Origin of the sequence: Micromonospora chokoriensis (assembly GCF_000718555.1) — a bacterium.
Classification (GTDB): domain Bacteria; phylum Actinomycetota; class Actinomycetes; order Mycobacteriales; family Micromonosporaceae; genus Micromonospora; species Micromonospora chokoriensis_B.
The window spans coordinates 204959-227010 of sequence record NZ_JOAN01000011.1 but is presented as its reverse complement, the minus strand read 5'-3'; the positions used below and the strand labels follow the sequence as shown (position 1 = coordinate 227010).

Sequence of the window (22052 nt, the reverse complement as noted above, 5' to 3'; positions counted from 1 at the left end):
GGAGGCCCCGCCGAGTGGCGGGGCCTCCGAAGGACGCGGCGGTCAGGAGACCGAGATCGTCCCGTTGCCGGCGCGGACGCAGGCCACTGATCGGGCGCTGGTGGAGGCCGCGCCGCTCAGGCACGCACCGAGCACCTGGTGCCCGGTGGCGTTCGGGTGCCACGACTCCTGGCAGGTCTGGAAGTAGCTCACGCAGGTGTTGGCGATCCGCTGGATGGCGATCTTGTCCTTGCCGGAGAGGCTGGTGACGAAGGTGCCGGTCGCGCCGTCCTGGAGCCGGATCGGCGTGGCCAGCGCGCCGCTCGGGCTGCTCGTCTGCTCACAGAGCCGGGCCCCGTTGAACGCCTGCTGCACGTTCAGGTAGACCAGGTCGTCAGCGGGGAACTCGGCGGCCAGAGTGTCCCGGGTGGACTTCACGATGCCGCCGAGGCCCTGGGAGAAGCGGTGCCCCGGCGCCAGGCTCGCCCGGTGGATCGGGCAACCAGCGGCGTAACGCTCGGCGCCCAGGTCACGGAACTTGTCCCGGGTGTCGTCGCGGCTGTCCTCCTCGTGGAACTGCTGGTTCAGGTCCAGCGGCAGCGGGTTCGTGTAGTCCTGGAACACCACCCGGTGCTGCCCGTCCGCGTCCACCTGGTCGAGGGTGGTCAGGATCTGGCGTACGGCCGCGGTGGTCTCCGCGGTCGCGGCGCTGAGCTGCGCGGCGGTGGCCAGGTCGGCGTCGCTGCACGGCTTCTGCTCGACCGGTCCGTTCAGGTACGCCCAGAACTCCCACCAGCCGGTCCAGGCGTCGGCGATGAACCGGTTGGCGCACTTCTCCGCGACGCTGCCGAAGGTGAACGAGCTGTTGTTGGAGCCGAGGCCGATCAGCACCAGGTCGATGTCCTGGGTCTGCGCGACGGCGCGCAGCTGGCTCAGCTGCGAGGCCACGGTGCGGCCGTTGGTCCGCGCCTGGGAGGCGTTGGCGATGTCGTGTGGCTGGCCGCCGGAGCAGGCCAGGTTGAACCGGTTCTGGATGCCCGGCAGGTTGGCCTGGTTGAGCGAGGCGTTCGCCGATCGGTGGCAGAAGAACGCGTTGTTGTTCGCCGCCGTCCAACCGGGGAAGCCCTGGCTGACGCCGTTGGCGTCGACCACCGGGGTGTACGCCCCGGCGCCCTCGCCACTGATGAAGCTGTCCCCGAGCGCCACCGCGGCGGTGGGCAGCGCGGCGGACGCGGGTGCGGGCAGCGCGACGGCGGTCGACAACGCGGCCATGGCGATCGTCAGTGCCGCGGCGAGCGCGGTACGCCGGATCCTGGGCATGGGGCCCCCATCCATCGAAAGATGAAAGATTCTCTGAGAGCGCGATCAGATCACCCCCGTGCGACGGGCGTCAATGGCCCGTAACAGAATCGTTCGATGAAAGACACGTGCGTGTAGGCGCGACGTCCTATGCGCCCGCGCGCCGGGTCGTCGACCCCACTGACCCGCGCCCGTCGGCGCGCGGAGCTAGCGACCGGTCGGGCCGCTGCGGCGGCGCAGCAGAGCCGCGCCCACGGTGTTCAGACCGACACCCCAGATCAGGAGTACGCACAGCCACTGCACCCACCGCGCTGGGCTCATTTCGCCCGAGAGCAGGTTGCGTACGCTGCCGAGCGGGGTGAGCCACGGCTGCGCCGGACGGAGGGCGTCCACGGCGCCCAGCAGCGCGAACAAGCCCAGCGGCAGGATGATCGTGGCCAGGAACGCCACCACCACTGAGCGCAGCAGCAGGCCCAGCCCGGTGCCGACCAGGCCGGCGACGATCTGCACCAGCACACTGCCCACCGCGACCGTCCCGGCGAACCGCCACGGCTCGTCGGCGACCTCGGCCGGGGTGAGGGCCAGCGTCGCGGCGCAGATCAGCACACCGACAACGCCGATGACCACCGCCGGCAGCCCCACCGCGAGCACGGTGGGCAGGACCGGGACGCGGACCGGCGCTCGGCGCAGATCGCGGACCAGCAGGATGCCGAAGAGTGGCGTCATAACCGACATCAGGCTCTGCACGGTGCCCGAGAGCTCGGCGAAGGTCCGGTCGGCGGGCGCCACCGCTGCGACCAGCGCCACGGCGGCCAGCAGCCCCGCCACCAGGGTGCCCACGAGCAGCCATCGCCGGGCCCGGGTGCCGAGGGAGCGCCGCAGGGCCTCGCGTGTCGTCTCGTCCACCTCGACCGCCCCCCGATCTCCCCGACTCCGGGCCGGTGCCACCCTCTGCGCTCAACCGACCACGTTATGCGGGAGAGTACCGGTGACGGTGCCTCTGCGTGGTCCCATGATCACCAGTCGGTTGTTCGTTGGCTCACGTCCGGGCCCCGACGCGCGGCGGGTCGCGTAGGTCCTCCGGGACTTGTCCTAGCCTCGGGCTAGGCTCGCTGCGGCGCGCCACGCCGGCTGATGTCGCCGGTGACCGGCAGCACACCGCCGAGACCGGGGAGTACGACGCGTTGACCGCAGAGCCTGACACCCTGTACGGGGCCGATGACCTCACCCACCTTGAGGGGCTGGACGCTGTTCGCAAGCGGCCCGGCATGTACATCGGTTCCACCGACAGCCGTGGCGTGGGTCACCTCGTCAACGAGATCCTCGACAACTCCACCGACGAGGGAGTCGCCGGTCACGCCAGCCACGTCGAGGTGATCCTGCACGCCGACGGCTCGGTGCAGGTCGACGACGACGGCCGGGGCATCCCCACCGACGTGCACGCCAAGTCCGGCATCTCCGGCGTCGAGCTGGTGCTGACCCGACTGCACGCCGGCGGCAAGTTCGGCGGCTCCGGCTACAAGACCTCCGGCGGCCTGCACGGCGTCGGCGCGTCGGCGGTCAACGCGCTGTCCCGCCGCTTCGACGTCACCGTCCGCCGTGCCGGCAAGGTCCACGCGATGTCGTTCCGGCACGGTGTCCCGGGCATCTTCGACGGCGACGGGCCGGACGCGGCCTTCACCGCCGGCCCCGGCCTCCAGGTGACCGGCGCCATGAAGCGCAACCAGCGCACCGGCACCTCGATCCGCTGGTGGCACGACGCCCGCTACTTCGAGACCGGCGCCGCACTCGACGTCGACGCCGTCCGCATGAAGCTGCGCAACACCGCGTTCCTGGTCCCTGGCGTGACCTACCTGCTGCGCGACCTGACCGGGGAGGCGCCCGCCGAGGAGCGGTTCCACTACCCCAACGGGCTCAGCGACATGGTGGAGTTCCTCGCCCCGGCCGGCGACCGGCCGGTCTCCGGCACGCTGCTTGTCAACGGCGAGGGCACCTACCGGGAGAACGCCGCCGACGCCAACGGCGTCATGCAGTCGAACGTGCAGCGGCGGGCCGAGGTCGAGGTGGCGTTCCGGTGGGGCACCGGCTACGAGCGCACCGTCGAGTGCTTCACCAACACCATCCGCAACGCGCACGGCGGCACCCACCGCAAGGGGTTCGAGCGGGCCCTCGTCCGCGCGCTCGCCGACGCGATCCGCAACACCCGCGGTCTGCTCAAGGCCAAGGAGGAGCCGCCCACCCTGGACGACGTCCTGGAGGGGATGACCGCCGTGGTGCACGTGCGGATCCCCGAGCCGCAGTTCACCTCGCAGACCAAGGACGAACTCTCCACCAGCGGCATCACCAAGGTCATCCAGACCCTGATCGACGCGCACGTCAAGGCCTGGCTGGAGGACAAGCGCACCAAGGCCGAGGCGCGCACCGTCCTTCAGAAGATCGTCGACGCCGCCCGGGTGCGCCTCACCCAGAAGCAACAGAAGGACGCCGCCCGGCGCAAGACCGCCCTGGAAGGCGCGTCGATGCCGCCGAAGCTGGTCGACTGCCGGGCCACCGGCATCGACCGCAGCGAGCTGTTCATCGTCGAGGGTGACAGCGCCTTGGGGACGAGCCGCATGGCCCGCTCCTCGGAATACCAGGCGCTGCTGCCGATCCGCGGCAAGATCCTCAACGTGCAGAAGGCCAACCTCCAGCAGGTTCTGGACAATGCCGAGTGCGCGGCCATCGTGCAGGTCCTCGGCGCCGGCTCGGGGCGTACCTTCGATCTCTCCGCGTTGCGTTACGGCCGCGTGCTGATCATGGCCGACGCCGACGTGGACGGCGCCCACATCCGGACGCTGCTGATCACCCTCTTCGCCCGCTACATGCGGCCGTTGATCGAGGCCGGTCGGCTCTACGCCGCGATGCCGCCCCTCCACAAGATCACCACCAAGGGGCGTAGCCCGCAGACCGTCTACACCTACACCCAGGCCGAGATGGAGACGACGGTCCGCAAGCTGGAGAAGGCCGGCAAGCAGATCGTCACGCCCATCCCACGGTTCAAGGGTCTCGGTGAGATGGACGCCGACGAGTTGTGGGACACCACGATGAACCCGGCCACCCGCGCCGTCCGCCGGATCACCCTCGACGACGTGGACGCCGCCGAGCGGATCCTCGAACTGCTGATGGGCGAGAAGGTCGAGCCGCGCCGCAACTGGCTGATCGACTCCGCCGACCGTGTCGACCGCGATGCGATCGACGCATGAGCGAGCGTTTTTCTCGAGTGGAGAGCTGAGTCATGGCACGCCGTAAGGAAAACAAGGTCGATCTCTCCTCGTTCGACCAGGCCGGCGCGCGGGTCTTCGACAACCCGCTGGTCACCGAGGTCTCCGACTCCTACCTGGAGTACGCGTTCTCGGTCATCCACTCCCGCGCCCTGCCCGACGCGCGCGACGGCCTCAAGCCCGTGCACCGGCGCATCCTCTGGTCGATGTACGAGCAGGGCTACCGACCTGATCGCGGGCACGTGAAGTCCGCGCGCATCGTCGGCGACACGATGGGTAAGTACCACCCACACGGCGACACAGCGATCTACGACGCGATGGTCCGCCTCGCACAGGACTTCTCCCTCAACGTTCCCCTCATCGACGGGCACGGCAACTTCGGGTCGCCAGACGACGGCCCGGCCGCGTCGCGCTACACCGAAGCTCGGATGTCCCGCGAGGCCATGCTGCTCGTCGGTGAGCTGGGCGAGGACACCGTCGACGTCGAGCCCAACTACGACGGGTCGCTGACCCAGCCGACCGTGCTGCCGGCGGCCTTCCCCAACCTGCTGGTCAACGGCGCGTCCGGGATCGCGGTCGGGATGGCCACCAACATGATCCCGCACAACCTGGCGGAGGTCGTCTCTGCGGCCCGCTGGCTGATCAACCATCCGGACGCCACTTTGGATAAACTCATGGAGTTCGTCCCCGGCCCGGACCTGCCCACCGGTGGGGTGCTGCTCGGTCTGGACGAGGTGCGCCGGGCGTACGAGACGGGTCGCGGCGTGGTGCGGATGCGCGGCAAGGTGGAGATCGGCCCGATCGAGGGCAGCCGGGGCCGCCAGGCCATCACCGTGGTCGAGCTTCCCTACGGCGTCGGCGCGGAGAAGGTCATCGCCGCGATCACCAATGAGGTCACCAAGACCAAGCGGCTGACCGGCATCGCCGACGTCAAGGACCTCACCGACCGGGAGAGCGGCACCCGGCTCGTCGTCGAGTGCAAGGTCGGCGTCAACCCGCAGGCGCTGCTCGCCGACCTCTACCGGCTGACCCCGCTGGAGCAGTCGTTCGGCGTCAACAACCTGGTCCTGGTCGATGGGCAGCCGCGCACGCTGGGGCTGAAGGCGCTGCTGGAGGTGTTCCTGACCCACCGCTACGAGGTGGTCACCCGGCGCACCTCGTACCGTCGGCGCAAGCGTCAGGAGCGGCTGCACCTGGTCGACGGTCTGCTGATCGCTCTACTGGACATCGACGAGGTGGTCCGGCTGATCCGAGGCAGCGACGACGCGCAGGCCGCGAAGGACGGGCTGATGACCCGGTTCGGCCTCTCCGACATCCAGGCCACCTACATCCTGGACACTCCGCTGCGCCGGCTGACCAAGTTCGACCGGATCGAGCTGGAGACCGAGCAGGAGCGGCTGCGCGCCGAGATCGCCGAGCTGAGCAAGATCCTCGACGACGAGCGGGTGCTCAAGAAGGTGGTCTCCGACGAGCTGGCCGCCGTGGTCAAGCAGTTCAGCACCGAACGGCGTACGACCCTTGTCGACGGTGATCTGAAGGAGGTGTTGGCCGCGTCCGCGCCGGCCGGCCCGCTGGAGGTCGCCGACGACCCGTGCCAGGTGATCCTCTCCGCGACCGGGCTGGTCGCCCGGACCGCGGCCGAGTCGGAGGAGAGCGCCGAGGGGCGCCGACGCAACGGCCGGGTCAAGCACGACACGGTACGCGCGATCGTGCACTCCACCGCCCGTGGTCGGGTGCTGCTGTTGACCAGCGCCGGTCGGGCGTTCAAGGTCGACGTCCTGCCGCTGCCGGTGCTGCCCGAGCAGGCCGGCACGGTGTCCCTGCGTGGCGGCATGTCCGCGGCTGAGCTGGTGCCCTTGGCGGCGGGGGAGACGGTCGTCGGCCTGGCCCCGCTCGGCGGGCAGGCGGAGGGCTCACCGGGGCTGGCGCTGGGCACCCGGCAGGGCGCGGTGAAGATCTGCGCGCCGGAGTGGCCGGTGCGTTCCGACGAGTTCGAGGTGATCGGTCTGCGCGACGGTGACGAGGTGGTTGGGGCGACCTGGCTGACCGACGGCACCGAGACGCTGACCTTCGTCACGTCCGAGGCGTCGCTGTTGCGCTTCCCCGTCGGGTTGGTCCGTCCGCAGGGCCTCAAGGGCGGCGGAATGGCCGGAATCAACCTGCCGGCCGGGGCGCAGGTCGCGTTCTTCGGCGCGGTCCGCACCGACGACCCGGGGCATGGTGAGCCGATGGTGGTCACCTCCACCGGCGCGACGGTCAAGGTGACGCCGTTCAAGGCGTACCCGGCGAAGGGCCGGGCGACCGGCGGCGTGCGCGCGCATCGTTTCCTCAAGGGCGAGACGGACGTGGCCGTTGCCTGGGTGGGCCCGCGACCGGTCGGCGCGACCGCCACCGGCGACCCGGTGGAGCTGCCGGCCGCCGACCCGCGCCGCGACGGCAGCGGCTTCGCGGTGATGCTCGGTCCAACGGTGGTGGGCCACCTCATCGAACGCGACTGACCCACCCGCCTCGGGTTGTCGCGCCGCCCCCAGTGCGCCCGCATGATCGTGCGCTCGATCCAGGATCGAGTGGCGTCGCCGCGTCGGTGATGCCACTACTTCCAGGATCGAGCACGATCATGCGGAGTGGGGCGTCAGTTGGCGCGGTATGGTGAGGGCTCTGTTGTCGGTGAGGGTCTGGGTGCGCCGCTAAGCACCCCTCAACATGATCTCTTCTTTGTCCGGCGGAGTCGCCGGCGCGGCGTGAGCGCCGCCATCCGGGTCCGGCCGAGGCGTGAGCTACGCGCCGCCCGCCGTCCCCGGCCACACCGCTGCTGGGGTCACCTGATTGCCGCGCCACTCTGGCCGATGCACGGCGCGAACCTGGGCACCCTGTTACGTACCTGCGACGCGGTCGGTGCGTGCCTCGCCGTACCCCCGTTTCGCTGGGTGGACGAGGCCGTGGCTCGGGGCAATACGTTGCGCGGGCCGGGCTGCGTCCACCGGGTCGGTAGTCCGCTGCGCTGGCTGGCCGCCGAACGGGCCGCGGGCACCCGAGTCCTCGGGGTGGAACTGGCCGACGAGGCCGTCCGGCTCGGTGATCTGCCCGCCGCTCGGGGCCGCACCGTGGTGCTGTTGGGCCACGAGGCGACCGGCATCCCGCCCGAGGTGCTCGACCATCTGGACGCGGCGGTGGAGATTCCCATGGTTGGCCACGGCCACAGCCTGAACGTGGCGGTAGCCGGCTCCCTGGTCCTCTACAAACTAGCCGGCCTCCTCTAGCCCATCCCCCCGTGCCGTCCCCGCCCCCGCGCGCGCCGGTCTTGCACTTTCTGCTCCGATAAATGCACCGTGAAGGGGGCATAACGGCGTCCGAAAGTGCAAGATCGGCGGGGCGGGGCGGGGCGGGGCGGGGCGGGGCGGGGCGAGGCGGGGGCAGGTCAGGCGACGTTGATGGGGCGGAACTGGACGCTTACCCGGGGGCCGACCGGGCGGGTGGTCTTCGGAATGGCGTGTTCCCAGGTGCGCTGGCAGGAGCCGCCCATGACGATCAGGTCGCCGTGGCCCACCGGGAAGCGCAGGCTGTCGCCGCCGCCTCGGGGGCGTAGCAGCAGCGGTCGGGGCGCTCCGAAGGAGACGATCGCGACGATCGTGTCGGTGTGCGCTGAGCGGCCGATGGTGTCGCCGTGCCAGGCCACGCTGTCGCGCCCGGAGCGGTAGAGGCACATGCCGGCGGTGACGAAGGGCTCGCCCAACTCGGGCTCGTAGTGCCTGGTGAGTGCCGCCCGCGCGGCGGTGAGCACGGGGTGGGGGAGTTGCCTCGCACCGTCGTACCAGCAGAGCAGGCGGGGCACGTCGACCTCGGCGTCATACATGGTGCGTCGTTCGGCACGCCAGGGCACCTCGGTGAGCAGGGTGTCGAGGATCGTGTCCGAGCCGTGCACCCAGCCGGGGAGGTGGTCGACCCAGGCACCCCGGCTGAGCTGGTGCCGGCGGATCTGACCAGGTATTGGCCCCAGGGTCGGCCCGGCATCGGCCAGGTCGAGCATCGACGGCTGGTAGGCGACAGGCGTCATGCGGCCACCCTAGCAGCACTTTCGTACACCCGTGCTAGCTGTGGACCCGCTCTACTACGGCGTCGAACACCGCGTTCACGACCCGCGCCCGGCCCTGCCCGTCGACGGTGGACCAGGCGCGCGCGGCGAGCGTCGCGCGTCGCTGCGGTGAGCTGAGTAGCCCGTGCAGGGTCCGCGCCGCCGTCGCGCGGGCGGCTCGTCCGGCGACCCCGGCGGCGGTCAGCTCCGGCAGCTCGCCCAGGCCGGCGGCCAGGCCGTGCCGCACCACCCGGGTGTACGACTCACGTTGGTTGTCGACCACGCAGACCAGTGCGCTGGGTGCGCCCAGGCAGCAGAGTTCCCAGGTGGACGTGCCGGCGGCGCTGACCACCAGGTCGGCTTCGGTGATCAGGGCCGGCAGCGACGTGGTGGGCGGGACCGGCCGGATGATCTGCCCTCGGCCGGGGGTGACCTCCTCGACCTCCGCCTCGATCTCGGGTCGCCCGACGATGACCGTGAGGTCCATCGGGTGGCCGGTGGCCACCAGCACCCGGGTCAGGGCCGGGGCCGCGCCGACCGCGTCGGTGCCGCCGAAGAAGGCCAGCACCCGGGGACGGTTGACCGCCGTGGCGGGCGGGGCGACCGATGGCCGCGCGCTGATCACGGTGTCGCGCAGCAGGGCGTACCCGCTGCCGGCGAGCAGCCGACCAGCCAGCCCCGGCAGCTCCGCTCCGAAGTTCTGGTCGAGGTAGAGGTCCGCGACCTGGCCTCGGCTGTCCCCGTCGATGATGGCGAGGGTGTACACGCCGGCGGCGCGCAGGGCGCCCGCCCCGGCTGGGTCCAGCTCGTAGGAGTCGAGGACCATCACGTCCAGGTCGTGTCGGCGGGCTGCCTCGACCAGTTCGGTCGCCGAGTCCGGGCCGGGCAGCAGCGGGATGCCCCGCGCGGCGAGCTGCGCGGTGGCCCAGTCGAGCCGTTCGACGGTGCCGAGCACGGCGACCTCGGCGCCACGGGCGAGGAATTCCTCGGCGAGCGCCAGGCAGCGGACGAGGTGGCCGACGCCGCGCCGTGGACCGGCGTCGCAGCGCAACCCGACCCGCAGGGTGCTCAGGACTCCTCCAGTTGCTTCTGTCGTACGTCGGCGTTGAGCGCGCGCAGCCGGGGTTGACCGTCGAGCCAGTCGGCGAGCTTGGCCAGCGGCACACTGACGTCACCGAAGTGGTCGATGATCGCGCTGACCAGCGCCCAGTCCTGCTCGGTGTCGAGGGTCAGCCGCAGCGCGGACCGGTCCGGGGTGAGGGTCACCCCGAGCACCCGGAACAGCTCCGGGTGGCTGTACGCGTACGAGGTCACGTGCACCCGGTGGTGGTCGGTGGCGAGCCGGCCCAGGGTGCGCAGCGTCTCCGCTCGGATGATCTCGACGTCCAGCCCGCGGGGCAGGGTCCGGGCGATCGACGTGCTCGCGTAGTCCAGCCCGGGGACCGCCCGGTACACCGACGCGACCAGAGTGATGATCTCCGGGTCGAGCAGCGGACAGTCGGCGGTGAACCGCATGACTGCGTCCCCCGGGTGCGCCGCGAGGGCGCCCACGAATCGATCCAGCACGTCGTCGACCGGTCCGCGGTGGCACGGCACGTCCAGCCGTGCGCATTCGGCGACCACCTCGTCGTCGACCGCGTCGGTGCTGGTGGCGACCACCAGGTCGGCCAGGACGCCGCTGTCGGAGGCGGCGCGTACGACCCGGCCCAGCACGGAACGCCCGGCGAGCGGGCGGAGCACCTTGCCGGGCAGCCGGGACGAACCCATGCGTGCCTGCACGATGCCGACGATCCGTGGCCCGGAGCCATCCGTGGGGCGTACGCCGGTCACTGCTGCTCCTCCTGCTTGGGGGCGAGCGCCGCGACGGCCCGGCGTTTGGCGGCGCGGGCGCCTCGCTTGGCCAGCCGGGCCGGGGTGATGGCGAGCCGGCCCACCCGGTAGCTGAGTGACCCGCTGAGCAGGCCGATCGTCGCCTCGGCCCGGCGCAGTGCCCGTTCCCGCGAGGTGAGCAGCTCCTCGGTCCAGGCGGTCAGCGCGGCCAGCCGGGTGAGTTCCTCGCGCTGGCGCAGCCACGCCTCGCGCAACTGCTGGTAGCTGTGCGCGCCGACCGGCGGGTCGGTCGGCGTGACAGCGTGCAGCTCGGTGGCGAGGTCGATCCGGCCGTCGGTGTCCAGCCCGTGCAGCGCGGTGGCGATGGCCGCCTCGGCCTCCACCGCCTCGCTGACGGTCGCCCGGTCTAGGTCGTGGCCGGCGAGGCCGCCGAGCACCACGGTCAGGCCCGCGACGTCGAGGGTGGACGACCACGGATGGGCGTACCCACCGGTGAGCAGGCCCGCCGCGAAGCGCCACAGCCCACGGGCGAGCACCACGTCGGCGGGGAGCGTGGCGGTGGCCCGCCAGCTCGGGTCGAGCACCGCGTACCGCTCGTCGTCGACCACCACGTTGTCGGTGCCGGCCAGCGCCGCCGCGCCGGCGATCCGGCCGTCGGTGTCGGCCTGGTCGGCGAGCCAGCCCGCGTACCCGTGCAGCAGCGTCCGCAGGGTGGCCAGGTCGCGGCGCAGGGCCGCGTCGAGCAGCAGGGTACGCAGCAGCCGGCCGGACGGGATCGGCCCGGACAGCGCGTCCGCGTCCCGGTACGCGGCCTCGCGGCTGGCGAACGGCGCGACGGCCGGCGTCGTCGCGTCGGTGGCCGGGGTGAGCCCCCAGCGCCATCCGGAGGGGCCGTGCAGCACCTCCATGACGCCGATTCCGGGCCGACCGGTCTGCACGAGAGCCACCGGCAGGTCCGCCTCGGCGGTTGGCGTGGTCGGGTCCGTGGAATCGGCGGGCCGGTGGGCGAGGGTCAGCCAGCCCGGTGCGAGGTCGGCGGCGCGTCCGGCGTGCAGCGCGTCCACCGCCAGCCGGGCCGGGTCCTGGAGCACGGTGGCGTTGGTGAAACCGCCGGCGCAGGCGCCGTGCAGCACCGCGTCGAACAGGCCGGAGCCCGCGTCCCGGTCGAGGTGGTCGGCGTCGAGCAGCGCAGTGGGGGCACTGACATCGGGGTACGCGGCCCAGCACGCGGTCGGTCGCAGCCCCGCCGCGGTGAGCCGCTCACGAAGCTGGTCCCGGTTGGCGGGGTGGGCGCGGTCCAGCACGCCGCCGATCGCCCAGGCGGAATCGTCCCGGCTCGCGTACCAGGGGGTGGTGTCGACAAGTCGGTGCAGGCCCAGCGGGTTCTCCAGGCGCAGCAGCAGCGCGCCACCGGGTCGCACCGCGGCGACGAGTCGGGCCAGCACGCCGTCCCAGCCGAGCCGGGCGCCCTCCACCGACTCCACCGGGTCCAGCCCGGCGGGCGCGATCACCACGTCGTACGTCTCGTCGTCGGGCAGCCCGGCCGGGCCACCCACCACCACGCGGGCGGCCCGGTGCGCCAGCGCCACCGCGTCCGGGTGGCTGCGCAGCAGGCAGGTCACCTCGGCGTGGGTGAGCTGGTCGAGCAGCGCCGGGTCGTGCGGGCCGGCGATGAGGACCCGGGCGCCGGGCGGCACCAGTCGGGTGGCCAGCGCGGCGAGGGGCCCACCGTTGGCCAGCCGTTCCTGCGGCAGGTCCGACCAGGCCAGCATCTCGCCGCCCGGCAGGGTGATCCGGCCGGCGGGTGCCGTCTCAGTCGTCACGGTCTTCCTCTTCCTCCTGGAGGTTCGCCCAACCGAGCAGCTCGCGTAGCTCGGCCGGGGTGCAGCGGTGGTCGGTGCCCAGCTCGGCGCGGGCGATCTCGACCGCGGTGGGCAGGTCGACAGTGGTGCCGTGCAGCTGTGGCCACTGCCGTCGGATCCGAGCGGTGCCGCCGAAGGTCGGGTCCTCGTTGGACAGGATCATCGGGTCGCCGTAGACCGCCGGCTCGCACCCCGCCGCGATGCCGTAGAAGATCGCGCTGGTCAGCCGGTTGGATGCTACTCGGCGGTGTCGGCGCAGCTCGGTGAGCTGTCGGTCGAGAAACTCCGGGTCGGTGTCCTTCCACCAGTGCCCACGGTAACCGTGGCAGATCACCCGGAAGCCGGCGCGCTCGTAGAGCCGGCGCACGTTGCGCATCCGGTACTCGTGCCAGTAGAGGCAGACCGTGACCGGGCCGGGCTCGGTGGCCTGGATGAGGGCGATCAGTTTCCGGTGGTCGCCCTTGACGTGCTGACCCTCCCAGCCGTGGAACGGGTACCAGATGGTGCCCTCACGCTCCTCGGCCGGTGGATCCTCGGGTCGCATGGCCAGCAGGTAGCTGAACGGCGCTCCGATGACTACCACGTTGCGTCGCCCCACCGACCAGGCGCGGCGGCGGGTCTGTTCCGACCAGAGCAGGCTGGGGGTGCGCTCGGCGTACGGGTGGCCGGGGGCCAGACCGTCACCGATGTTCCAGCCGTGCTGCACGTACCCGTTGATCCGGGGTGGATGCCGGTCGCCGAGGCCGGCGTACCGGGCCAGCACGTGCGCGTGGCCGTAGAAGTGGTTGGCGTGGTGCATCAGGTTCCCATCAGGCGGCGGAACGCACCGAGCCGACCCGTACCGCGGCGGTCAGCGCGTCGATGACGCGATCCTGGTCGGCGTCGCTGAGCCCCGGGTAGAGCGGCAGCGACAGCTGCTGGGAGTAGAACGACTCGGCCACCGGGCAGGATCCGCGTCGGTAACCCAGATCGGCGAAGGCCGGGTGCCAGTGCACCGGGATGTAGTTGACCTGGACGCCGATGCCGGCGGCGCGCATCCGGTCGTACACCTCGCGGCGACGCCCGTCGAGCACCCGGATCGGGTAGAGGTGCCAGGCCGGGTCGGCCCACGACTTGCGGTTCGGCAGCAGCACGCCGTCCAGGTCGGCCAGCGCCTCGTTGTAACGGGCGACCAGGGCGCTGCGGCGAGCCGTGAACTCGCCCAGCCGACGCAGTTGGCTGCGGCCCAGGGCACAGAGCACATCCGGCAGGCGGTAGTTCAGGCCGAACTCGTGGACCTCCTGATGCCAGCCACCCTCGTCCGGGAAACGCAGCTCGTCGCGTTCGCGGACCACGCCCACACCACGGAACCGGCGGGCCCGCTTCAGGACCTCCGGGTCCAGCGCCGCGACGGCGCCGCCCTCGGCGGTGGTCAGGTTCTTCGTGGGGAAGAACGAGAACGTGGTCAGGTCGGCGAGCGAACCCACCGGCCGACCGTGGTACGTCCCGCCGATCGAGTGCGCAGCGTCGGCGAGCAGCAGCGCGTCGGTGCCCTCGACCGACTTGCGCAGCGCGTCGTAGTCGGCGGGGTGGCCGGCGTAGTCGACCGCGGCGACGACCTTCGTCCGCGAGGTGACCGCGGCGGCGGCCGCCGCCGGGTCGAGGCAGAACGTCTCGTCGTCGACATCGGCGAACACGATCTTCGCGCCGAGGGCGACCGCGCTGCTCGCGGTCGCCACGAACGTCATCGGCGGGACGACCACCTCGTCGCCAGGTCCCACCCCGGCCGCCGCGTACGCCACGTGCAGCGCCGCGGTGCCGTTGGAGACGGCGGCGACACCGACCCCGCCGGTCCACCGGGCGAGGTCGGCCTCGAAGGCGTCGACCTGCGGCCCGGTGGTGAGCCAGTCGCCGCGCAGCACGTCGGCCACAGCGGCGACGTCGTCCTCGCTGATCGACTGCCGGCCGTACGGGAGCATCCCTGTCATCCGTTGATGCCGAGCATGTCGCGCAACTGCTCGACGGTGAGCCACTCGTCGTTGGTGTCCGACTGGTACGCGAAGCCGTCCGGCACCGGGTCACAGTCGACCGGCGCCTGGTAGCCCCAGGTGGCGATGGTCGGCTGGACGATGAACCGGCCGTCGGCGCGCAGCGTCCGCCGGCTGTCGTCCGGCGCGATCATCTCCTCGTGCAGCTTCTCGCCCGGCCGGATGCCGATCTCGTGGGTGGTGGCGTCCGGGGCCACGGCCTCGACCAGGTCGAGGATGCGCATGCTCGGGATGCGCGGCACGAACAGCTCGCCACCCTGCATCTGGTCGAACGAGTCCATGACGAACTGCACGGCCTGGTCGAGCGTGATCCAGAAGCGGGTCATCCGCTTGTCGGTGATCGGCAGGCTCTTGCCCTCGGCGGCCAGGCGGCGGAACAGCGGGACGACCGAGCCGCGGCTGCCCACCACGTTGCCGTAGCGGACGACGGAGAACCGGGTCGGGTGCTGGGCGGCGTAGTGGTTGGCCGAGACGAACAGCTTGTCACCGACCAGCTTCGTCGCGCCGTACAGGTTGATCGGGCTGGACGCCTTGTCGGTCGAGAGCGCGATGACCTTCTTGACGCCGGCCTCGATCGCCGCGTCGACGACGTGCTGGGAGCCGGTGATGTTGGTGGCGATGAACTCGGAGGGGTTGTACTCCGCGGTGTCCACCTGCTTGAGCGCGGCGGCGTGCACCACGTGGTCCACGCCGTGCATGGCCCGGGTGAGGCGGTGGCGGTCCCGGATGTCGCCGATGAACCAGCGCAGTCGCGGGTCGTCGCCGAGTTGCTGACGCAGTTCGTACTGCTTGAGCTCGTCGCGGGAGAACACCACCACGCGGGCGGGGTCGGCCTCGTTGAGGATGTGCCGCAGGAACGTCCTGCCGAAGGAACCAGTTCCCCCGGTGATCAGAATGGACGATCCATTCAACTCACTCAATTTGGTGCTCCCGTGTTCGTGGATGAACGAGCGGCCCAGGGCCGGCCGACCGGGGTGAGACGCTAGCCATGGCGGGTTAATTCCTCGGCGCTCGTGGGTGAACCTCAATCTCTGCTCCCGTGAATGCCGGACACCGCGTAGGCGAACACTTCCGACCGCTCGGGATGTGGGCTGAACTGGCCGGACCGGGCCGCTACAGTGACCGCGCGAACGACCCGGCGGCCCTGCGCGCAGCCGGTTTTCGCGTTCACCCGACATTCACACCAGCTCGGTGCGAGCGGGCCATCCCGAGCGTCACCGATGCCGGCCAGCGGGCCCGTCGGGTCCGCGTGGGCCCGGTCCGGCCGGTAATTCTGGAGGCGTTGATGGCATCCGGTAGTGACGTGATCGAACGGCCGGTGGTGGCCGAGACGCCGAGCGCTGCGCCCGCCCGGCGGTGGCTGGTGCCGCTGCTGCTGGTCGTCGGGTGGGTGCTCAGCGTGGCCTGGCGGATGTGGTGGTCCCGGCACATCGTGCTGCCGATCGCGCACACCGACGAGGACAGCTACCTCAACACCGCCCGCGCGCTGGCCGGCGGGCCGGGGGGCTTCAGCAGCGAGAACGAGCTGCTGCGCCGGGTCGGCTACCCGATGCTGATCTCGCCGGCGTTCCTCGGGGACCGGGACTTCACCGACAGCTACCGGATCGTCCAGCTGATCAACGCGATGGTGAACTCGACGCTGCTGCCGCTGGCGTACCTGTTCGGTCGCAGTCTGTTCCGGCTGCGCCGCTCGTACGCGCTGCTCGGCGCGGTCGCGGCGGCGACCCTGCCGGCCACCGCCTTCTACGCGGGCGTCGCCATGATCGACGCGGTGATGGCGCCGCTGGTGGTCGCCTGGCTGCTCGCCGTGCACCGCTGGATCGCCCGGCCCGGTCTCCTCGCCGCCGCCACCGTCGGCCTGCTGGTCGGTGGGTTCCACCTGCTGCACTCCCGCGGCCTGGTGATCGTGGTGGTGCACGCCGGGCTGGTCCTGCTGCTGTTCGTCCGCCGCCGGATCAACCCGCCCGCGGTGCTCGCGGCGCTGCTGCCGGTGCTCGCCATGGCGCTGGTCAACGAGGCCGCCATCCGCCACCTCGGCGGCAAGGTCTACCTGCTCGGCAGCACCCCTGGTGGCAGCACGTTCGAGGCGGTCGCCTCCGCCCAGGGGATGGTCCGGGTGAGCGCGGCCGTCACCACCCAGCTCTGGTACCTCGTGGTGATCACGTTCGGGTTGGCGGGGGTGGCTTGGGCCGGCGCTGTCCGCGAGCTGTGGCGCCCACGGCACGGCGACGCGGGCCGCTGGACGATGGGCGTGGCGCTGGTGGCGACCGTCGGGGTGGCCGGTGGCGCGTCGGTGATCCTGTCCGGCATCACCGGCAAGCCGCTGGACGCGATCTACGGCCGCTACGTGCAGATGTTGGCGCCGTTCTGGCTGCTGGTCGGGCTGGGGATGCTCTGCACCGCCGGCTGGCGGTTGGTGCTGCGCCGGGTGTCCGTCGCGGTCGCGCTGCTGGTCGGCGGCGGCGCGCTGATCGCCGTCCGACTCGCGTACGTGGCCAGTCAGGGCCACGCGTTGCGCTACGGCGGTTTCAGCGCGCCGGACCTGGTGGCGTTGACCGGTGGCTTGCGGGAGATGCGGCCGGTGGTCGGGTCGCTGATCGGCATCGCCGGCTGTGTGCTGCTCGTCGCCGCGGCCCGGGTGCCCCGCCTGCGGCTGCCGATCCTCGGCGCCCTCATCGTGGTCAACCTCGTCACGATGCAGGTGATCGATCAGCGGATCGTGCAGCCGACCGCCGCGACCACCGCGCCGACGCCCCGGGTGGCCGACGTCGGGGTGCGTCCCGGCGAGCGGGTGTGGGCCTCGACCGGGGTGCACTACGTCCTCCGGTTCAACCTCAGCCACCAGGTGACCTGGACCGATGTCCGGTGGTTCGGGGTCAAGCAGCCGCCGGCCCGGGCACAGGTGGTGTTCGCCCGCTGGGCGCCCGGTCAGGCCGACGACTGGGACGGCACGGCGTACGGCTTCGTCCGACTCGGCGGCAACCCGGAGCAGCACTGGGCGGCGTGGCGGCGCATCTGACCCGCCACGCCCCGGTGGACACCGCTATTCGTGAACGGCGGATGTCCACCGGGAGCACGGTCGGTTAATGACTTTCGTCCATTGCGGAAAAGTGCCTGTGAATCAGCGCTGACGGCGGTCGGCCCGAGCCAGAGAAATCGGGATGACGGTGATTTCCCGGCCGTCGGACAACTCCTGTCGCGGGGTGCCCTCGACGAATCGGAAACGCCGGTTCATCTGTCGTACGACGGTATTGTGGCCGAGCACCTCGCCGTCGAGTCGGTCCAGGTGCAGCCCGTCGAAGGCATACTCGACGGCCTCCCGCATGACCCCCAGCCAGGCGGGCAGGGTCTCGTCTCGCCCGGCCAGCCCGTCGGCGTCGAGATAGAAGCCCCACGCGCCGGTGCGAGGGCCGTCCAACCGCAGGTCGAAGAAGGTGACCACACCGCAGGCCAGGTCGTCGCGGACGTACACCAGGACCCGCCGCGACGGGTCGTCGCGGACCGCCGACCACCACCGGGCGTGCTCCTCGGCGGTGATCTCGTGACTGGTCTTGCTGACCTGTCGATTGGTTTCCTGATTACGCCAGGACAACATCAGATGAACGTCGTCCGCCGTCGCTTCGCGCAGCACGTGCGTCTCGCTTTCCTAGCTGAACTCGTCGGGTTCCGGCACCTTACCCGGGCCTACCGGGAAATCAGATATCCATTCGTTGGGTTGTAGACTGCGGCGCATGAACGAATTGAGTCGCACGCAGATCCGCGACCTCATGGCTCAGGTGCTGAAGAACCAGGACAAGGAGCTGCCCGCGGACGACGCGGCGCAGTTGCGGGAGATCGGCTTCCGGTCGCTCGACTTCTCCGAGCTGGCCCTTCGGGTGGAGGACGAGACGGGGGAGGAGCTCAACTTCGACGCCCCCGGGCTGCGTCGCATCGCCACCGTGGGGGACGTGCTCGACTTCCTCGTCGAGCTTCAGCACCAGTGACCGTCGCGACGTCGCGCCACCTGACGCACCCGGAGCCGGCCGGTGTCGACAACCGACTCGTCGTCGGTGGCACCGCGCTGACCTGGCGCTCGCTGCCGACCCCCACCCTGCCCGACCCGGCGGCGGTGCTCGCCCACGGCGCCGTGCACGCGCTCACCGCGGCGCGGCAACACGCCGTGCACGGCACTGAGCTGCTGCTCAGCACCGCGAGTCGGGTCGACGCGGCGATGCGTACGGAGCTGTTGGAGGCCGGGTTCACCGTCAGCGTCCTCGACGACGACGGCGCGCACCCGAGTGTCCCGGCCCAGCCGCGAGCCGCCGAGCCTGGCCGGCTCTGGCTGCTGACCTCGGGCTCCACCGGGCGTCCCAAGCGGGTCGGACACACCCTCGACACGTTGACCACCGTGCGGGCCGACCAGCCCGACCGGACCTGGCTCTGCCCGTACGCCCCCGGCACGTACGCCTGGTGGCAGGTCGTCACCCTGTCGCTGACCCAACCCGGCCAGCACCTGGTGGTGGTCGAGCCCGACGAGTTGGACGACTGGCCCACGGTCGCGGCCGCGCACGGGGTCGACGCGGCTTCCGGCACTCCGACCTTCTGGCGTCGCACCCTCTACCGCGACGCCGACGCGCTGGCCCGGGTGCCGCTGCGCCAGCTCACCCTCGGCGGGGAGCCGGTGGACCAGGCGATCCTGGACCAGCTGCGGGAGGTCTTCCCGACGGCCCGGATCTCCTGGATCTACGCGTCCTCCGAGGTGGGGGCGTCCATTGTGGTGCACGACGGGCGGGCCGGATTCCCCCTCGCCTGGCTGGACCGGGAAACCCCTGGCCGGCCGACGCTCTCCGTGCGCGATGACGAGCTGGTGGTCACCTCTCCGTACCACGGTGCCGGTCTCGCCGGTCCGGTCCGCACCGGTGACCGGGTGCAGGTGCTCGACGGCCGGGTGCTGATCACCGGCCGACTCGACTCCGACGAGATCAACGTCGGGGGCAGCAAGGTCTCGGCGGGCGTGGTCCGCGGCGTGCTCGCCGGGCATCCGGCGGTGGCCTGGGCCCGCGTGACCGGCCGCCGCGCTCCGGTGCTCGGGCACATGGTGGTCGCCGAGGTGGTCCTCGCCCCCGCCGATGCGTCCGAGCCGGCCTCGGCCGTCACCGACGAGGCCGCGCTGGTGCGCTGGTGCGCCGACCGTCTTCCCGAGCACGCGGTGCCACGCCGAATCCGCGTCCTGACCGACATTCCCGTCAAGGAGACCCTGAAGAGCGATGTCTGAGCCCGCCGACACCCCACTCGTCCCGCCCAGCTCCGTGGTCCTCGTCTCCGGCGGTTCCCGTGGCCTGGGCCTGGCCATCGTCACCGACCTGCTCGACGCGGGCGTACGCGTGGCCGCGTTCGCCCGCACCATCACCCCGGAGCTGGAGAAGCTCGCCGCCGAACACCCCGACCGGGTGCACGTCGGCTCGGTGGACGTCACCGACCTGCGCGCCGCGCAGAGCTTCGTCCGTGAGGTGGAGCAGCGCCTCGGCCCGATCGACGGCATCGTCAACAACGCCGCCATGGGGCAGGACTCCCTGCACGCGCACACCGCCACCGACGACATCGCCCGGATCATCGAGACCAACCTGACGGCCCCGCTGCAGCTGACCCGGCTGGTGATCCGCCGGATGCTCGCCAAGGGGTTGCGCGGGCGGATCGTCAACATCACCTCGATCTGCGGGCAGCGTGGCTTCCCGGGCCTGGTCGCGTACTCGGCCACCAAGGGCGGCATGGACGCCGCCACCCGTTCGCTCGCCCGCGAGCTGGGCGGCCGGATGCTCGTCAACTCGGTCGCGCCCGGCTTCTTCGCCTCGGAGATGTCGGCCGTGCTCGGCCCGACCCAGCTCGACCAGATCGTGCGCCGCACCCCGACCGGTCACCTGACCGAGCCGGAGGAGGTCACGCCGGTGGTGCGGATGCTGCTGCGGGAGCACACCAACATCAACGGCCAGGTCATCGTGGTGGATGGTGCCGCCGCCATCTGACCTGCGGCCGGTTCCCCTTCCGGTGGAACCAACGCGGCACGGCAGCACTGCCGTGCCGCGTCCGGTGCCGGGGCTGCTCGTCGCCGCCGAGCAGCACCTGCGTGTCGGATCAGCGGCCGAGATGGCCGACGCGGTGACCCGCAGTCACCTCGACGACGGGCGGTGCGTCGGCTGGTACGGCCCACCGGCGCCCGGCTGGCGGGTGGCCATCGACGCGGAGCGCGCCGACGCGCCGGTGCCGCCGGCCCTGGCCCGCCGGTTCGGCGCGGGTGACTTCTGGGCCCGGTGGACCCGGGCCGAATGCTGCTGCAAGCTGGCCGACGTGCCGATCGCGACCTGGTGGCGACGGCACGGCCTCGGCGCCCCGGCCGACGGATCGGCGCTCTGGCGGACCCTGCGCATGGCCGACCTGGTGGTAACCGTCGGCTACGCCCCGACCCTCCCGCCCCGCGATCTTGCACTCTCGGACGACGAATCGCGGCATTCACGCCGTTAGTCGGGACCGAAACTGCAAGACCGGCGGGGCGGGGCGGGGTGGGTTAGATCTGGTTCCAGGTCAGGGGGGTGCCTCGGGGGACGTCGGTGGTGAAGGTGCGGCCCAGGACCCGGTCGATCTCCACCGGGGCCAGCCCGCCGGCCGGCCGGATCGAACGGACGTTCTGCGCGGTCACCGGGTCGCCGGCCCGGACGTCCTCGACCACGAAGAGCGACCGGCGGAACCGCAGCCCCTCCTGCTCGGCGGGGGTCGGGCCGATCGCGGTGCCACCCAGTGCCGCGTACGCGCGACCGGACTCCTCCACCAGGGCCGTGAGCTCGGCCGGGTTCAGCGAGAAGTCGGAGTCCACGCCGCCGTCGGCCCGGTCCAGCGTCACGTGCTTCTCGATGAAGCAGGCGCCGAGCGCCACCGAGGCGACCGCCACCCCGATGCCGGGCGTGTGGTCGGAGAGCCCGACCGGCACGTCGAACGCACCGGCCAGCACCGGCAGTCGGCGCAGGTTGCTGTCGGCCGGTGGCGCCGGGTAGGACGCGGTGCAGGCCAGCAGGACGATGCCCGCCGCGCCACCGTCCCGGGCGGTACGCACAGCGGCGTCGATCTCGGCGACCGTCGCCATCCCGGTAGAGATCACCATCGGCTTGCCGGTGCTGGCCACGAGCCGGATCAGCGGCAGATCGACCAGCTCCGACGAAGCGATCTTGTACGCGGGCGCGTCCAGCGACTCCAGCAGCTCCACGGCGGTCGCGTCGAACGGCGACGAGAAGACGGTCAGGCCCCGCTCACGGGCCCGCTCGAAGATCGGGGCGTGCCACTCGTACGGGGTGTGCGCGCGCTCGTAGAGGCGGTACAGGTTCTCGCCGCCCCACAGCTCATGCCCACCGGAGATCCGGAACGCCGGGGTGTCGACGTCGATGGTGATCGTGTCCGGCCGGTACGTCTGGAGCTTCAGCGCGTGCGCACCGCTCTCGGCCACCGCGTCGACGATGGCCAGCGCCCGGGACAGATCGCCGTTGTGGTTGCCGGACATCTCGGCGACCACGAACGGTCGCTCCCCGGCACCGACCGCGTGCGGTCCGATCTTGATTGTCGCCGTCATTCCGACCTCTGCTCAGGTACGTCCGCACCGAAGTGCGGTGGTGCTGTCGTCGTCCACCCGGCGGGCGGACGACCTGGAAAACGGGGGCGCCGGGAGCCGCCCCGGCTCCCGGCGTGCTCAGCGGTGGGG

Annotated in this window: 19 protein-coding genes; 8 read left to right on the top strand and 11 right to left on the bottom strand. The window is 71.6% G+C overall.

Going from position 1 to position 22052, the window contains the following annotated elements; translation table 11 throughout:
- Positions 1-42 precede the first annotated feature (42 nt).
- Both IF46_RS0116785 and IF46_RS0116780 read right to left on the bottom strand, forming a co-directional pair.
- Entirely contained in the window at positions 43-1299 is a 1257-nt protein-coding gene (locus tag IF46_RS0116785) for a hypothetical protein (RefSeq protein WP_030489294.1), read from the bottom strand.
- A gap of 186 nt (positions 1300-1485) precedes the next feature.
- Positions 1486-2184, bottom strand: coding sequence for a hypothetical protein (locus IF46_RS0116780; RefSeq protein WP_030489293.1), 699 nt, complete (start codon positions 2182-2184; stop codon positions 1486-1488).
- A gap of 278 nt (positions 2185-2462) precedes the next feature.
- Here IF46_RS0116780 and IF46_RS0116775 point away from each other — a divergent pair, with 278 nt between their 5' ends.
- The 3 genes from IF46_RS0116775 (at position 2463) to IF46_RS0116765 (ending at position 7798) form a co-directional block, all read left to right on the top strand.
- Positions 2463-4520: a DNA topoisomerase IV subunit B gene (locus IF46_RS0116775; protein ID WP_030489292.1), complete on the top strand. Its 2058-nt coding sequence runs from the start codon at positions 2463-2465 to the stop codon at positions 4518-4520.
- Between the two features lie 32 nt (positions 4521-4552).
- Positions 4553-7036 carry a DNA gyrase/topoisomerase IV subunit A gene (locus IF46_RS0116770; RefSeq protein ID WP_030489291.1) on the top strand — a complete coding sequence of 828 codons (2484 nt, stop codon included), beginning with the start codon at positions 4553-4555 and terminating at the stop codon, positions 7034-7036.
- A gap of 243 nt (positions 7037-7279) precedes the next feature.
- Positions 7280-7798, top strand: a complete 519-nt coding sequence (locus IF46_RS0116765; protein ID WP_084597932.1) for a TrmH family RNA methyltransferase — start codon at positions 7280-7282, stop codon at positions 7796-7798.
- Between the two features lie 158 nt (positions 7799-7956).
- Here the strand turns inward: IF46_RS0116765 and IF46_RS0116760 are convergent, their stop codons facing one another.
- The 7 genes from IF46_RS0116760 to pseB are packed head-to-tail and all read right to left on the bottom strand — an operon-like array spanning position 7957 to position 15249.
- Positions 7957-8592, bottom strand: a complete 636-nt coding sequence (locus IF46_RS0116760; RefSeq protein ID WP_030489289.1) for an alpha-ketoglutarate-dependent dioxygenase AlkB — start codon at positions 8590-8592, stop codon at positions 7957-7959.
- A 34-nt stretch (positions 8593-8626) separates the two neighbouring features.
- Positions 8627-9682: a PseG/SpsG family protein gene (locus tag IF46_RS0116755; RefSeq protein ID WP_030489288.1), complete on the bottom strand. Its 1056-nt coding sequence runs from the start codon at positions 9680-9682 to the stop codon at positions 8627-8629.
- Positions 9679-10440, bottom strand: a complete 762-nt coding sequence (locus IF46_RS0116750; RefSeq protein ID WP_269639326.1) for a glycosyltransferase family protein — start codon at positions 10438-10440, stop codon at positions 9679-9681. The genes IF46_RS0116755 and IF46_RS0116750 overlap by 4 nt, the downstream gene beginning before the upstream one ends.
- Complete coding sequence (locus tag IF46_RS0116745; protein ID WP_030489286.1) at positions 10437-12263, bottom strand: hypothetical protein; 1827 nt, start codon at positions 12261-12263, stop codon at positions 10437-10439. The genes IF46_RS0116750 and IF46_RS0116745 overlap by 4 nt, the downstream gene beginning before the upstream one ends.
- Positions 12253-13101, bottom strand: a complete 849-nt coding sequence (locus IF46_RS0116740) for a hypothetical protein (protein ID WP_030489285.1) — start codon at positions 13099-13101, stop codon at positions 12253-12255. The genes IF46_RS0116745 and IF46_RS0116740 overlap by 11 nt, the downstream gene beginning before the upstream one ends.
- A gap of 10 nt (positions 13102-13111) precedes the next feature.
- Positions 13112-14269: a DegT/DnrJ/EryC1/StrS family aminotransferase gene (locus IF46_RS0116735; RefSeq protein WP_030489284.1), complete on the bottom strand. Its 1158-nt coding sequence runs from the start codon at positions 14267-14269 to the stop codon at positions 13112-13114.
- Positions 14266-15249, bottom strand: a complete 984-nt coding sequence (gene pseB, locus IF46_RS0116730) for a UDP-N-acetylglucosamine 4,6-dehydratase (inverting) (RefSeq protein ID WP_030489283.1) — start codon at positions 15247-15249, stop codon at positions 14266-14268. Before pseB ends, IF46_RS0116735 begins: the two co-directional genes overlap by 4 nt.
- A 365-nt stretch (positions 15250-15614) precedes the next feature.
- Between pseB and IF46_RS0116725 the strand changes: the two genes are divergently transcribed.
- The gene (locus IF46_RS0116725; protein ID WP_198041457.1) at positions 15615-17348 is read left to right on the top strand and encodes a hypothetical protein; all 1734 of its coding nucleotides are present in this window, start codon (positions 15615-15617) and stop codon (positions 17346-17348) included.
- A 102-nt stretch (positions 17349-17450) separates the two neighbouring features.
- On the opposite strand, the gene IF46_RS0116720 is transcribed toward IF46_RS0116725, so the two are convergent.
- Positions 17451-17960, bottom strand: coding sequence for a peptide chain release factor 2 (locus IF46_RS0116720; RefSeq protein WP_030489281.1), 510 nt, complete (start codon positions 17958-17960; stop codon positions 17451-17453).
- A 100-nt stretch (positions 17961-18060) separates the two neighbouring features.
- On the opposite strand from IF46_RS0116720, the gene IF46_RS0116715 reads away from it, so the two are divergent.
- Genes IF46_RS0116715 through IF46_RS0116700 form a run of 4 tightly spaced genes read left to right on the top strand, consistent with a single transcriptional unit; the run spans position 18061 to position 20827 of the window.
- Positions 18061-18312, top strand: a complete 252-nt coding sequence (locus IF46_RS0116715) for an acyl carrier protein (protein ID WP_030489280.1) — start codon at positions 18061-18063, stop codon at positions 18310-18312.
- Positions 18309-19583, top strand: a complete 1275-nt coding sequence (locus tag IF46_RS0116710; RefSeq protein WP_051723960.1) for an AMP-binding protein — start codon at positions 18309-18311, stop codon at positions 19581-19583. The genes IF46_RS0116715 and IF46_RS0116710 overlap by 4 nt, the downstream gene beginning before the upstream one ends.
- Positions 19576-20331 carry an SDR family NAD(P)-dependent oxidoreductase gene (locus IF46_RS0116705; RefSeq protein WP_030489278.1) on the top strand — a complete coding sequence of 252 codons (756 nt, stop codon included), beginning with the start codon at positions 19576-19578 and terminating at the stop codon, positions 20329-20331. Before IF46_RS0116710 ends, IF46_RS0116705 begins: the two co-directional genes overlap by 8 nt.
- Positions 20332-20383: 52 nt before the next feature.
- Positions 20384-20827, top strand: a complete 444-nt coding sequence (locus IF46_RS0116700; RefSeq protein ID WP_030489277.1) for a hypothetical protein — start codon at positions 20384-20386, stop codon at positions 20825-20827.
- Between the two features lie 43 nt (positions 20828-20870).
- On the opposite strand, the gene pseI is transcribed toward IF46_RS0116700, so the two are convergent.
- On the bottom strand, positions 20871-21923 hold the full coding sequence (gene pseI, locus IF46_RS0116695; protein WP_030489276.1) for a pseudaminic acid synthase: 1053 nt from the start codon (positions 21921-21923) through the stop codon (positions 20871-20873).
- Between the last annotated feature and the right edge of the window lie 129 nt (positions 21924-22052).